Raw genomic sequence first — 12,170 nt, 5'->3', positions numbered from 1 at the left:
CCGAGAAAAAGATTTAATTTTGAAACACCAAATTATATGTTTAACCAAAAAGTTGCATTAGTAACTTGAATCCAGCTGTTCAAATGTTTTGACTTTTTAGAAATACTAAAAACCAATTACAAAGAAGAACAACTATTGACAACAATTTGATAAATAACGAATTACCTTTATATATTTATCCTCATTTCGACATTATCTGCTTGCTGACAAAAATGCGATGGAGAGAAAAATCATAGCACATAAACGGTAGCGGTTAGCTTAAAAACTAATAAATAATATGAATATAATTGAACTAAAAGAAAGGCCAGTTATCTCTGGCGATACCAAATTACATAAAATTTATTTGCAGTTTGGAGAACTTCTAAAAGAATTGAACAAGAAGGAGTTATCTCAAAGTAGTGTAAAAACTATTAATAACGAGGTTGAAGAATTAAACGCTTCCTTACTTACAGAAGATAAATTAAGAAAACTTGTAAAACAGAAGCAAACGAAAATTTTAAAACAAGTTGAAAAAGAATTTAAAATCGTTCCAAAAAACTATTATAGGACTCTTTGGTTGGCCGTTGGAATGTCCGCATTTGGAGTGCCCATTGGAGTTGTTTTTGGATTAAGCGTTGGTAATATGGGCTTACTTGGAGTAGGGTTACCTATTGGCATGGTGATAGGAATGGCCGTTGGTGCAAAATTGGATCAAAACGCATTAGGCGCAGGAAAACAACTAAATTTAGAAATTAAATATTGAGTTTTACAGCATTCAATGTGAAGCAAAACCGGATCTCTAATACGCGTTTTACCGTATTTAGGCTTGAGTAGAAAATGAACTTTCCTAACAACAAACAGACAGTAATTCAACTAATGATAACAGAAATATTAACAGACTTAAAAGACGAAAACAACAACGCATTTGGCCAACTCTACAAAGAGTATTTCGGAATGGTAAATCGTTTTGTACTAAACAATAGCGGTAGGTCTGACGATGCCGAAGATGTTTTTCAGGATACTATGCTTGTTTTAATTGAGAAACTACGACAAGATAATTTTATATTGACAGCCTCAATAAAAACATACATAATGGCAATTTCTAAAAATCTTTGGCTCAAAAGATTAAGAACTGCTTACCGTACAACTGAATTCAATGACATACACGACAATAAATTTTATGAAGAAATAAATCTTGCCATCGATAATGAAAAGTCTTATGCTGACAAACTTCAAAACTACATGCATAAAATAACTAAACATTGCCAAGGATTAATTCACGATATGTTTTTCAAGGAAAAAGCCATTGAACAAATCCAAAAAGAATACGGCTATTCCAATAAACACAATGCTCAAAATCAAAAACATAAGTGCGTTGAGCAAATTAGAAAAGTAAAAGAGCAGGACGATAAAAAAGAAATTTGAAAAATAGTTTATTTGATTGGGTGATTTTTTCAAACTTATGGTATAAAGGTATAGTTAGCTACTAATAGCAACAATTATTTATAAATTGAATTAAAAACTTTAAACCATTAAATTATGAATACAAAAATTCAAAAATCAGTTTTAGCAGGGATTATTGGTACAGTGATAATGACCGCAGTAATGATGATTTCAGCAATGATAGGAATGCCAAAAGTGTCACCACCATCCATGCTTTCAGGAGCGCTAGGAATGCCCATGTTTGTAGGCTGGATAATGCACTTCATGATAGGAATTGTTTTTGCATTTGCGTACACCTATTTGTGCATTTTCAAATGGAAAATTAGCAACGTTTATTTAAAAGGAGCCATATTTGGAGTTATTGCATTTGTATTTGCCCAAATAATGATGGCGATAATGGGAGCAATGATGCCAATGCCGGAAGTGGAAGGCCCTATGATACTAAAGCTAATAGGTGGTTTAATGGGACATATTATTTTTGGAATGGCAGTTGCTAAAACAGTAGGCAACGCCTATTGTGCAGACAAGTCTTGTGAAACTAATTAACGAATCTATGAACTGCAAAACAAATAATTGCCATCGAATAACACCAAACGTTCAAACTGACTTGGTGCAACATAAAGACTATTTTAATGCTCGGGCTTGCCGTATATTTTTGGCTAACGAACAAATAAAATTAGTTAAAAAAAAGGTTCATCACTATGGGGACAGAAGTACTAAATGGAGTATTTCTGTCCCCACTTTACTATTTATGCAAAATTTAAACAGCGGTACTTCTAACTGTTCGAGTGCAACGAGTCCAAAGCCATTTTGCAAAATCTTATTTGAAACCTTATGAATCAATAGATAGAAATACGATATACTAGAAAGCATATAAATAAATTTAAAAATTTTAGAACATAAATGAAAATATTAGAATACATGAAGAATTTCTTGCGACGGAATAAATGATTTTACCACTGATAAAAATGTAGTTAACAGACTATCATACTATCCTATACCAATAGATCAAGAATGACTTTAATTCACTATGAACTCACAAAATAAGGGAGTCAAAAACTGAAATAGGCCTAGAAATCCTATTTTGATTTTGTTTCTCAAATCAAATTATATTAGCCGTTAATTATTTAACACTAACATAATTCCGGATAAAAATAGTAGTCCTAATATGATTTTTTTAATTAGTACGTCATTGAGTTTCAAATAGACTTTTTTGCCTAAAAATAAGGCGAGTATAAAAAAAGGCAATACATAAATAGCATTATAGACTTGGTCCATCGTCATTAAACCAGTTGCTATCAAAACTGGTATTCGCATTAGCGTTACTAATCCCAAAGTACCAAACATAGTAGCTCTAAAAGTCTTTACATCAGTAGTTTCACTTTGTACAATCATCACGTACAAAGGGCCACCAGTAGAAAATAGTCCAGAGAAAAAACCGCCTAGAAAACCAAAAACACCCTTGATTCTCCCCAAATTCATGCTCGGCTTTTTAGTTCGTAAACTGTTCAGAACAAATAGTATCACAAAAACACCCAAAGCCTTTTTTAGAAAAAGTGGTTTGCCATAAATCAAAACTATTATGCCAACAAGAACTCCAAAAAACGAAGAAATTGCTAGTTTTTTGAGTAAGGTTTTATCAATATCTTCCCATTCTTTATAAACATAAATAGGAGTGGAGATTAAATAAAAAATCGAAATATAAGACACAGCCTCAGCTAACGGCATTACACACAATAAAAAAGGCAAAGCAATTAAGGCACCAGCAAACCCAATAATCGTTTGAATAAAAAATCCTGTAAATATCCCAATGATAAGTAATAATAATGTTGTATCCATAGCACAAAATTACTATTAGATGAAGTATTCTTGAAATTTATTCCATCGATAAAATAGTCTTTATCCATAATAAAATGCTATTTTTCGGCTTAAAAACTTTTTTAATGGTTGATACAATAGATTTAAAGATAATAGCACAATTAGAGATTAATGCAAGAGCATCATATGTAGATATTGGAAAACAAATAGGACTTTCGCCATCTTCGGTGCGAGAACGTATCCAAAAACTGGAAGACAATGAAATAATAAAAGGCTATAAATTATCGCTCAACAATCAAAAATTGGGTTATGGCTTAGAGGTTTTTATTATGTTTAAGTTGTTTAGTGGAAAACTAAATACCTTTTGCAAGCAGTTGAATGAATTTCCAGAAATAGGTGAAATCAATAGGATTACCGGAACGCATAATATATTTATGAAAGTGGTTTTAGTTGATCAATTGCATTTACAAAAATTCATTGACCGCTTACTGGTTTATGGTGAACCAACAACGCACTTAATTTTATCTGATTTAAGAAGTTCTAATATTATCTGACTTTTAAAACTACGGCAAAAAAATATAACGACAAACTTGTCATCCTATGTTTGTATCGACTAAGAAAAGATGTTTTTTTTTAAGTAACAACCTCTATTTAATTATATATTTCGTGAATATTAGATTTTATGTCTATATAGGCTCGTTGGTTAAATTAATTTTCGAACACTAAAAAAGACAGGACTAGCTACGTTTAAAGAACTTTTTTTTACGTATTCTTCAAACATTTTATGCTCCACTGCAGATGTTAAGGCCGTTGGAATAAATAAAATAATGTGATATTTGTTCTAACTCAAAAAAGAAAAAGCAAAAAAAAAAGCCTGACAAATAAAGAGTTATCTGTCAGGCTTTAATCAAACTATTGTTTTTCTTATCCTTGAATATCAACTACTTCAAGATCAAAAATCAACTCTTTTCCTGCTAAAGGATGATTACCGTCAATTACGATAGTCGCTTCTTTAACTTCAACGATTAGTAAATTCATTTCGTTTCCATCAGAAGATTTAGAAACAAGTCCCATTCCAATTTCAGGTGTAATATCTTCAGGAAGCTGGCTTTTATCTACTTCTTGAATTAAATCTTCGCGAGATTCACCGTAAGCATCCTCTTTTGAAATTGTAATTGTTTTTTTCTCATTTAATTTCATATCGATTAGCCCTTTTTCAAATCCGGGAATCAATTTTCCTTGTCCTAAAGTAAACTCTAAAGGTTCTTTTCCTTCTGAAGTATCAAAAACTTGACCATCTGATAACTTTCCTACGTAATGTACCTTAACTGTGTTATTCTCTCTAACTTGAATCATAAAATTTTTTTTTAATTTTAAAAAATACAATTTGCGTAATTTTTACCCTCTTCGTATTTATATTTAAACTTACGTTTTCTTATGCGCCAAAACCACGCCAAAGAACCTATAAAGAGAAATACTTTGGAATAAAGACCAATTTGACAACTTATTCTTCTATAAACAAGTAAATAAACAACGATTTGTGAATTATATTGCCATTTTTTAACTCTAAAGCGGTCTCTAGAATTCCATAAAAAGCATGACAGTCCTGACAGTACTTCGATATTCAGTCTCTAATTACTCTGTATGTTCAACCTTTGGCCTCGATTTATGCTTATGATTACTTTATCATCTCGACCTTAGGTTACGCGTCATTAATTTATAATTTATAGCAAACAATAATAAAATTTTAAATTGTCTAGCTGACAGATCACAAGCAATTGTCGAATTTATTCTATGAAACGAGACTACAGAACAAAACGACTAAGTATTTCGTAGCAAAAAGGCATAAGAACTATCCTAAATTAAACCAAATGCGAATAATTTTTGCCTGCCTTTTTAGTACTTTTATACTTTATGCTAACAAAAAGCAGTAAAGACTTAAAAACAGAAACAATGGCAAAGACTATAAGCATCAATCCGGCAACGGGAGAAAAAATAGGGGAATATGACCGAATTACAAGTAGTGAAGCACTCGAAATAATTGCAGCGTCAAAAAAGGAATATCATCTTTGGAAACAAAAATCATTTGAGGAACGTGCTACATTTATGTATGCATTAGCTGATATCCTTGATGAAAACAACGAAGAATATGCACAACTGGCAACCCAAGAAATGGGTAAAGTAATTGGACAGTCCCGCAAAGAGATTGAAAAATGCGCTTGGATTTGTCGATATTATGCAGAAAATGCAAGTAGCTTATTAGCTAATGAAACCGTAAAAACAGAGGCGACAAAAAGTTATGTAACCTTTCAGCCCATTGGAGTGATTCTAGCCGTAATGCCATGGAATTTTCCGTTCTATCAGGCCATTCGCTTTGCTATTCCGGCTTTAATGGCAGGAAACACCGGAGTTTTAAAACACGCTTCTAATGTTCAAGGGTGTGCCTTTGCGATTGAAGATGCTTTTATTAAGGCAGGATTTCCAAAAGGGGTTTTTATGAATTTAAATATTGATGCCAAAGAGGTAAAAACAGTAATCGAAGATAAAAATATTGCAGCCATTACACTTACTGGAAGCGACGCTGCTGGACGTTCGATTGCCTCAATTGCAGGACAAAACTTAAAGAAAACGGTAATGGAACTGGGAGGGAGTGATGCCTATATTATTCTGGACGACGTAGATCTCGAAGAAGCAACTGATTTAGCTACTTTGGGCCGACTACAAAACAATGGGCAAACCTGTATTGCAGCAAAAAGATTTGTTGTTCTGGATGAAATATATGACGAATTTCTAGCATTATTTACTAAGAAAATGAAAGCGGCAAAAATGGGCGAGCCCACTAGTGAAGATTCCTATTACGGGCCAATGGCAAGGATAGATTTAAGAGATGAATTGCACGAACAGCTAAAGAAGACTATAGAACAAGGAGGCCGTTTGGTTCTTGGAGGAGTAATCCCCGAAGGAAAAGGGGCTTATTATCCTGCAAGCATATTGGGTGATCTAACACCTGGGATGGAAGCTTTTGATAACGAATTATTTGGTCCTGTAGCCTCCGTAATTCGAGCAAAAGATGATGCACATGCTGTTGAACTAGCAAACAATTCTCAATTTGGTTTGGGTTCTGGCGTGTTAACAAAAAATAGAGAACGCGGAGAAAAATTAGCATTACAACTGGAAGCAGGAAGCAGCTTTGTAAATAAATTGGTGGTTTCTGATCCAAGATTACCTTTTGGCGGAATTAAAAATAGTGGTTACGGAAGAGAATTAGCTGCTTATGGAATTCGTGAGTTTGTAAATACAAAAACGATTTGGATTGACTAAAAGTAAAAATATTAAACAATAATTTTTATAAATTTTTGAATCTGTGGCAAAAAAAAAGTTGTCTTTCACAGATTTAGGGCTCAGTAAATAGTACTTCCCTTCTACATTGTCAATAGAACGCTTATATTAGGCATTATAGGAGGGAGGGCTTAGTTGTTTTCAAATAGAACCTGGAAACAAATCAATTAACTAGCACAAGCAGTACGTTTTAAAAGCAAATACTCCCCCTTCATTTTTAAACTCCCCAAGCGATTTACCCACATAGGATTTAAACGCTTTCGATAGAGGACTCACATCTGTAGAGCCCCATTCATCAGCGATTTCAGTGATCGTATTGTGTACCTATTGTATTACAAAAGGTTTATAACCTTCTAAAACTCCATAATAATGTTGTTTTGGAGTAAAACTATATAATAATCATTAACAAAGGCTATATTAAAGTATAAAAACCTTTAAAAGTACATAAATTGCCTTTTTTATTACCTTAAAAGAACTGTGTTCTGGCTTTATCTTTGCACCCAGATAAATAAAACAACTTTTAACAAATAGAACATGAGCACACCAAACATCGCAAAACAAGATATTATCAACGCATTCAACTTTAGACATGCTACTAAAGAATTTGACGCTACTAAAATTATTTCAGATGATGACATCAAATTTATCTTAGAAACAGCACGATTATCACCAAGTTCTTTTGGTTTTGAGCCCTGGCATTTTATTGTTGTTCAGGATGCAGCATTGCGCGAATTGTTAAAGCCCGTTGCTTGGGGAGCGCCTTTAAAATTAGATACTGCTAGCCATTTTGTTTTAGGTTTGTCAATGAAAGCACCAATGGTGAAATGGGATTCAGATTACATCATGTCTATGATGAAAGATGTTAAAAAATTACCTGCGGAAGTGATTGAAATGTTTTCTAAGTTTTATAGAGAGTTTCAACAACGCGATTTTGACTTGGATACCGATAAAAAATTATTCGATTGGTCTTCTAAACAAACGTATATCGCTTTAGGAAACATGATGACTGCTGCTGCTTTAACAGGTATTGATAGTTGTCCTATTGAAGGTTTTCACCAAGAGAAAGCAGAAGCTTTATTGAGAGAAAAGTTTGGTGTTGATACTGACAAATATGGTTTATCATTTATGGTTGCTTTTGGATACAGAAAAGCAGATCCAGAATTTGGTAAATCAAGAAGAAACATAGAAGACATTGTAACTTGGAAGTAATAAATAACTGTTTTAAAAGTAAAAAAAATAATTATTTTTCAGTTTCGAAGGTTACTTTTTGAATATATTTTAAACATAAATGACTAAAAGATGAAAGCAATAGGATATAAAGAGAATCTTCCGATAGAAGATGTTAAATCATTACAAGACATATTTTTAGATATGCCAAAAGCACATGGAAAAGATATTCTAGTAGAGATCAAAGCCATATCAGTTAATCCAGCCGATTATAAAGTACGTGCTAATGTAGCTGCAGAAGGTGATGCCTGGAAAGTAATTGGTTGGGACGCTACCGGAATTGTAAAAGAGGTCGGTGAAGACGTAACTTTATTTGAGGTGGGAGACGAAGTTTGGTACGCAGGAGATATAACACGTCAAGGAAGTTATGCGCAATACCAAATTGTAGACGAACGAATAGTGGGGAAAAAACCTTCTAGTTTATCGTATGCTGAAGCTGCTGCGTTACCATTGACAACACTAACCGCTTGGGAGATGTTGTTTGATAGGCTTCAAGTTGCTAAGGATGATGCTAGCAAATCAATTTTAGTTATTGGTGCTGCCGGTGGTGTGGGTTCGATTTTAGTACAATTAGCTAAAAAATTGACAAAATTGAATATTATTGGCACCGCTTCCCGCGAAGAAACTACAGCCTGGTTAAAAGAATTAGGAGCTGATACAGTAATAAACCATAGAAACAAACTAAGCGAAGAATTTGAAAAATACAATCTTCCCGCTCCAGATTACACAGTGAGTTTAAATGGTACTGAAGAGCATGCAGAAGAAATCGTGAAAGTTATCAAGCCACAAGGTAAATTTGGTTTTATAGACGACCCAAAATCTTTTAACGTAATGCCTTTTAAACATAAAGCAGTTTCTACACATATCGAATTTATGTTTACTCGTTCTATGTTTCAAACAGCAGACATACAACAGCAACACAACATTTTGAACGAAGCGTCTAAACTTATAGATGCTGGGGTAATAAAAACAACTTTAGGAGAAAATTTTGGTACAATAAACGCTGAAAACTTACGTAAAGCACATGCTTTCTTAGAAACGGGAAAAGCAAAAGGAAAAATAGTTTTAGAAGGATTTTAATTCATATAAAGCAATAATTTTCAATTAAAGATTTCGTCAGTTTAGTTTATTTCGAAACCATTTCGAGATAAACTAAACTGACTTTTTTTGAAATGAATCAGCAATAGCTGATTTAAATAAAACAACAAAATGAATTTTAAAATAACGATAGCAGCATTAGCCTTAACGGCAATACTTACTAGCAATACAGTAAATGCACTAGTAAAGACCATAGATTCTGTTGCAACCTCAAAAGTGCAACATTTTAATTTTGATAAAATGAAATTAGAAACTATTGGTGAAGGAATTCAGCGCAAGTGGTTCCACGGAGAAAAAGGGCAAATGACTATTTTTAACCTAGAAAAAGGAGCGCACATGCCGTGGCATAAACACCCAAACTAGTAAATTACCTATATTATGTCAGGTAAAGTTAAAATTAAGACCGTTATAGACGGTAAAGAAGTATTTGTAGAAATAGGAGCAGGAGAGGTAATTGTGTTTCCAGAAAACGTACCACATGAATTTTGGGCATTGGAGCAAACCGTAGATTTAGACGTACACGTACTTGTACGTGAAGATTGGTTGTCAAAAGAGCTTCCTGATTATTTTAAAAAAAGTAAATAAAATTAAAATAAATCGTCATTCTAAGTTTTATCATAGAAGTCATGACATTACAATTATTTAAATTTATATACATAAACAATTGATTTATAAATACTTAAAATTATGCTTGTTAAATAATAGTAAAACCAATCTATAAAACCAATTTACATTTTTTAGACTTACTGCTATTGTAAAAGAGGTTTCATTTGGATAATTTTAGAATTGATTGATATTAAGAAAAAGCCACTATTTTATTGTGGCTTTTTCTATTTTTAAGCGCATTTTGTTACTGTTGCAAAAAAGTTAAATAAATACTAATTGATCTAGGTCAATGATATTGGTAATGTGGTACTGTAATTTTGTTTGTATTAATTTTTAATTAAACATAAATGAACAAGCAACAGCTAGTAACACCATATAATAAAAATATTAACTTAAACAACAGAGTTGTCATGGCACCCATGACGCGAAGTAGAGCAAGTAATCCAGGTCACGTACCTACAGATGATCTACATGGTTTATATTACGAGCAACGTGCATCAGCTGGTTTACTTATCTCAGAAGGCTCTCAAGTGTCTACTGCCGCGGTAGGTTATATTAATACTCCAGGTATTTATTCAGAAGAGCAAGTAGCAGGTTGGAAAAAAGTAACGAAACGTGTGCATGATAAAGATGGAAAAATCTTTATTCAGTTATGGCATGTAGGTCGTATGTCTCATCCTGATTTTCACAATGGAGCCTTGCCTTTATCAGCTTCTGCTATAAACCCACACTCTAAATCATTTACTCCAGAAGGATTCAAAGATACGGTTACGCCTAAAGCAATGACTATTGAAGATATTAAAACTACGGTAAAAGATTTTCAAAATGCTGCTGCAAATGCTGTAAAAGCAGGTTTTGACGGAGTTGAAATACATTCCTCAAATGGTTATTTGTTCCACCAATTTTTTAATGGGACTTCAAATTTAAGAACAGATGAATACGGTGGGAGTATTGAAAACAGATGCCGTTTCTTTTTTGAAGTTTTGGATGCTATTAAAGAAGTGATGCCACAAGAAAATATTGGAGCGCGTTTTAACCCTTCATTAAATGGTATGTTTGGTATGACTATGGATGAAGAAACAATCCCTACATTTGAGTACATCATTAAAAAATTAAATAATTATAATTTAGCTTACGTACATTTGTCGGAACCATTTACTGATGTTTCAGCGATACCATACGCAGTTAAAGAAATCGCTAAACATTTCCGTCCTTTATATAACGGAACATTAATGATTAACTCTAATTTTGATCAAGAAAAAGGAAATAAAGTAATTGAAGAAGGGAATGCTGATTTAGTTGCTTATGGTAAATTATACATCTCTAATCCAGATTTAGTAGAGCGTTTTGAAAATAACTTAGCAATGGCAGCTTGGGATCAAGATACTTTTTACACACCAGGAGCTAAAGGATATACGGATTACCCAACAGTTTCAAAATAAAAGGTTTTCTAGAAAGAGAATGACAAAAATTTGATGTAGAACACTTTATTAGCATACAGAGCTAATTAATTAAGTTCTGCATCTAAAGAATTAAATATAAATTAAACTTTAAAATAAATAAAAATGGCTACAACTACAGTTAAAGCATACGGTGCAACGGCACCAACAGAGGATTTAATACCTTTAAATATAGAAAGAAGAGCAGTAGGGAAAGACGATGTGAAAATTGATATTACGTACTGTGGGGTTTGTCATAGTGATATACATACTGTTAGAAACGAATGGCACGGATCAACATATCCAGTGGTTCCTGGACACGAGATAGTTGGTCGTGTTGTTGAAGTTGGTGATGGAGTTAGCAGTTATAAAGTAGGAGATTTAGTAGGAGTAGGCTGTTTAGTAGACTCTTGTCAAACATGTTCTTCTTGTCAAAAAGACTTAGAGCAATTTTGTGAAGAAGGAGCAACATTCACTTACAACAGTCCAGATAAGCACATTGAAGGTAAAGAAACTTACGGAGGTTACTCTACATCAGTAGTTGTGGATGAAAAATTTGTATTGCGCATCCCAGAAAATCTTGACGAAGCAGCAGCCGCACCTTTATTATGCGCAGGAGTTACAACTTGGTCTCCACTAAGCCACTGGAAAGTTAAAGCAGGAGATAAAGTAGGTATTGTAGGTTTAGGAGGTTTAGGCCATATGGGAGTTAAATTTGCACATGCTTTAGGTGCACATGTAGTAATGATTACAACATCTCCAGAAAAAGGAAAAGATGCTAAACGTTTAGGAGCTCATGAAGTTTTAGTATCTAAAGATGCTGAAGAAATGAAAAAGCATCAAAACAGCTTCGATTTTATCTTGAACACCATTCCTGTAGGGCATGAGATGGATCCGTATTTAGGACTATTGAAAATTGATGCGACAATGGTTTTAGTTGGAGCAGTAGAACCTTTAAAACCATTTAACGGAGGAAATATCATTATGGGACGTAAGCGTATCGCTGGTTCTTTAATTGGTGGTATTAAAGAAACACAAGAAATGTTAGATTTCTGTGGAAAACATAATATTACAAGTGATATTGAATTGATCAACATACAAGATATAAACAAAGCTTATGATCGTGTTACAAGCAATGATGTAAAATACAGATTTGTAATTGATATGAAATCACTTAAATAAAAGAGTCTTTTTATTTACTAGTTTTAAAACAGCATCTAA

General features: G+C 33.1%; 13 protein-coding genes. 11 read left to right on the top strand and 2 right to left on the bottom strand.

Annotated elements, in window-relative coordinates; all coding sequences use genetic code 11:
• Positions 1 to 277: 277 nt before the first annotated feature.
• From QO200_RS15825 to QO200_RS15815, 3 genes are all read left to right on the top strand, one after another.
• Positions 278 to 742, top strand: coding sequence for a hypothetical protein (locus tag QO200_RS15825; RefSeq protein WP_371541946.1), 465 nt, complete (start codon positions 278 to 280; stop codon positions 740 to 742).
• Positions 743 to 816: 74 nt separating this feature from the next.
• Positions 817 to 1,404, top strand: coding sequence for an RNA polymerase sigma factor (locus QO200_RS15820; protein WP_371541943.1), 588 nt, complete (start codon positions 817 to 819; stop codon positions 1,402 to 1,404).
• 114 nt (positions 1,405 to 1,518) lie between these two features.
• Positions 1,519 to 1,968, top strand: a complete 450-nt coding sequence (locus tag QO200_RS15815) for a DUF6789 family protein (protein ID WP_371541941.1) — start codon at positions 1,519 to 1,521, stop codon at positions 1,966 to 1,968.
• A 573-nt stretch (positions 1,969 to 2,541) separates the two neighbouring features.
• On the opposite strand, the gene QO200_RS15810 is transcribed toward QO200_RS15815, so the two are convergent.
• Positions 2,542 to 3,261, bottom strand: a complete 720-nt coding sequence (locus QO200_RS15810) for a TSUP family transporter (protein ID WP_371541938.1) — start codon at positions 3,259 to 3,261, stop codon at positions 2,542 to 2,544.
• A gap of 104 nt (positions 3,262 to 3,365) precedes the next feature.
• Here QO200_RS15810 and QO200_RS15805 point away from each other — a divergent pair, with 104 nt between their 5' ends.
• Positions 3,366 to 3,794: an Lrp/AsnC family transcriptional regulator gene (locus QO200_RS15805; protein WP_371541935.1), complete on the top strand. Its 429-nt coding sequence runs from the start codon at positions 3,366 to 3,368 to the stop codon at positions 3,792 to 3,794.
• Positions 3,795 to 4,164: 370 nt separating this feature from the next.
• On the opposite strand, the gene QO200_RS15800 is transcribed toward QO200_RS15805, so the two are convergent.
• Positions 4,165 to 4,596 (bottom strand): peptidylprolyl isomerase, encoded by a 432-nt coding sequence (locus tag QO200_RS15800; protein WP_371541933.1) that lies wholly within the window; start codon positions 4,594 to 4,596, stop codon positions 4,165 to 4,167.
• Positions 4,597 to 5,193: 597 nt separating this feature from the next.
• Between QO200_RS15800 and QO200_RS15795 the strand changes: the two genes are divergently transcribed.
• From QO200_RS15795 to QO200_RS15765, 7 genes are all read left to right on the top strand, one after another.
• Positions 5,194 to 6,561 carry an NAD-dependent succinate-semialdehyde dehydrogenase gene (locus QO200_RS15795; protein ID WP_371541931.1) on the top strand — a complete coding sequence of 456 codons (1,368 nt, stop codon included), beginning with the start codon at positions 5,194 to 5,196 and terminating at the stop codon, positions 6,559 to 6,561.
• 552 nt (positions 6,562 to 7,113) lie between these two features.
• Positions 7,114 to 7,788, top strand: coding sequence for an NAD(P)H-dependent oxidoreductase (locus tag QO200_RS15790; RefSeq protein WP_371541929.1), 675 nt, complete (start codon positions 7,114 to 7,116; stop codon positions 7,786 to 7,788).
• A gap of 90 nt (positions 7,789 to 7,878) precedes the next feature.
• On the top strand, positions 7,879 to 8,886 hold the full coding sequence (locus QO200_RS15785; RefSeq protein WP_371541927.1) for a zinc-binding alcohol dehydrogenase family protein: 1,008 nt from the start codon (positions 7,879 to 7,881) through the stop codon (positions 8,884 to 8,886).
• Between the two features lie 129 nt (positions 8,887 to 9,015).
• Entirely contained in the window at positions 9,016 to 9,267 is a 252-nt protein-coding gene (locus tag QO200_RS15780; RefSeq protein ID WP_371541924.1) for a hypothetical protein, read from the top strand.
• Positions 9,268 to 9,282: 15 nt separating this feature from the next.
• Positions 9,283 to 9,489 carry a hypothetical protein gene (locus tag QO200_RS15775; RefSeq protein ID WP_371541922.1) on the top strand — a complete coding sequence of 69 codons (207 nt, stop codon included), beginning with the start codon at positions 9,283 to 9,285 and terminating at the stop codon, positions 9,487 to 9,489.
• 368 nt (positions 9,490 to 9,857) lie between these two features.
• Positions 9,858 to 10,952 carry an alkene reductase gene (locus tag QO200_RS15770; RefSeq protein ID WP_371541919.1) on the top strand — a complete coding sequence of 365 codons (1,095 nt, stop codon included), beginning with the start codon at positions 9,858 to 9,860 and terminating at the stop codon, positions 10,950 to 10,952.
• Positions 10,953 to 11,075: 123 nt separating this feature from the next.
• Positions 11,076 to 12,131, top strand: coding sequence for an NAD(P)-dependent alcohol dehydrogenase (locus QO200_RS15765; RefSeq protein ID WP_371541917.1), 1,056 nt, complete (start codon positions 11,076 to 11,078; stop codon positions 12,129 to 12,131).
• The last annotated feature ends 39 nt before the right edge of the window (positions 12,132 to 12,170 follow it).

Origin of the sequence: Flavobacterium sp. Arc3, from assembly GCF_041431375.1 — a bacterium.
GTDB lineage: Bacteria > Bacteroidota > Bacteroidia > Flavobacteriales > Flavobacteriaceae > Flavobacterium.
This window is presented reverse-complemented; position numbering and strand designations above follow the sequence as displayed.

Coding starts and splice junctions, on each gene's coding strand:
- QO200_RS15790 (WP_371541929.1), top strand. CDS start 7,114: ATGAGCACACCAAACATCGCAAAACAAGATATTATCAACGCATTCAAC.
- QO200_RS15810 (WP_371541938.1), bottom strand. CDS start 3,261: ATGGATACAACATTATTATTACTTATCATTGGGATATTTACAGGATTT.
- QO200_RS15765 (WP_371541917.1), top strand. CDS start 11,076: ATGGCTACAACTACAGTTAAAGCATACGGTGCAACGGCACCAACAGAG.
- QO200_RS15770 (WP_371541919.1), top strand. CDS start 9,858: ATGAACAAGCAACAGCTAGTAACACCATATAATAAAAATATTAACTTA.
- QO200_RS15785 (WP_371541927.1), top strand. CDS start 7,879: ATGAAAGCAATAGGATATAAAGAGAATCTTCCGATAGAAGATGTTAAA.
- QO200_RS15795 (WP_371541931.1), top strand. CDS start 5,194: ATGGCAAAGACTATAAGCATCAATCCGGCAACGGGAGAAAAAATAGGG.
- QO200_RS15775 (WP_371541922.1), top strand. CDS start 9,283: ATGTCAGGTAAAGTTAAAATTAAGACCGTTATAGACGGTAAAGAAGTA.
- QO200_RS15825 (WP_371541946.1), top strand. CDS start 278: ATGAATATAATTGAACTAAAAGAAAGGCCAGTTATCTCTGGCGATACC.
- QO200_RS15800 (WP_371541933.1), bottom strand. CDS start 4,596: ATGATTCAAGTTAGAGAGAATAACACAGTTAAGGTACATTACGTAGGA.
- QO200_RS15815 (WP_371541941.1), top strand. CDS start 1,519: ATGAATACAAAAATTCAAAAATCAGTTTTAGCAGGGATTATTGGTACA.
- QO200_RS15805 (WP_371541935.1), top strand. CDS start 3,366: ATGGTTGATACAATAGATTTAAAGATAATAGCACAATTAGAGATTAAT.
- QO200_RS15780 (WP_371541924.1), top strand. CDS start 9,016: ATGAATTTTAAAATAACGATAGCAGCATTAGCCTTAACGGCAATACTT.
- QO200_RS15820 (WP_371541943.1), top strand. CDS start 817: ATGAACTTTCCTAACAACAAACAGACAGTAATTCAACTAATGATAACA.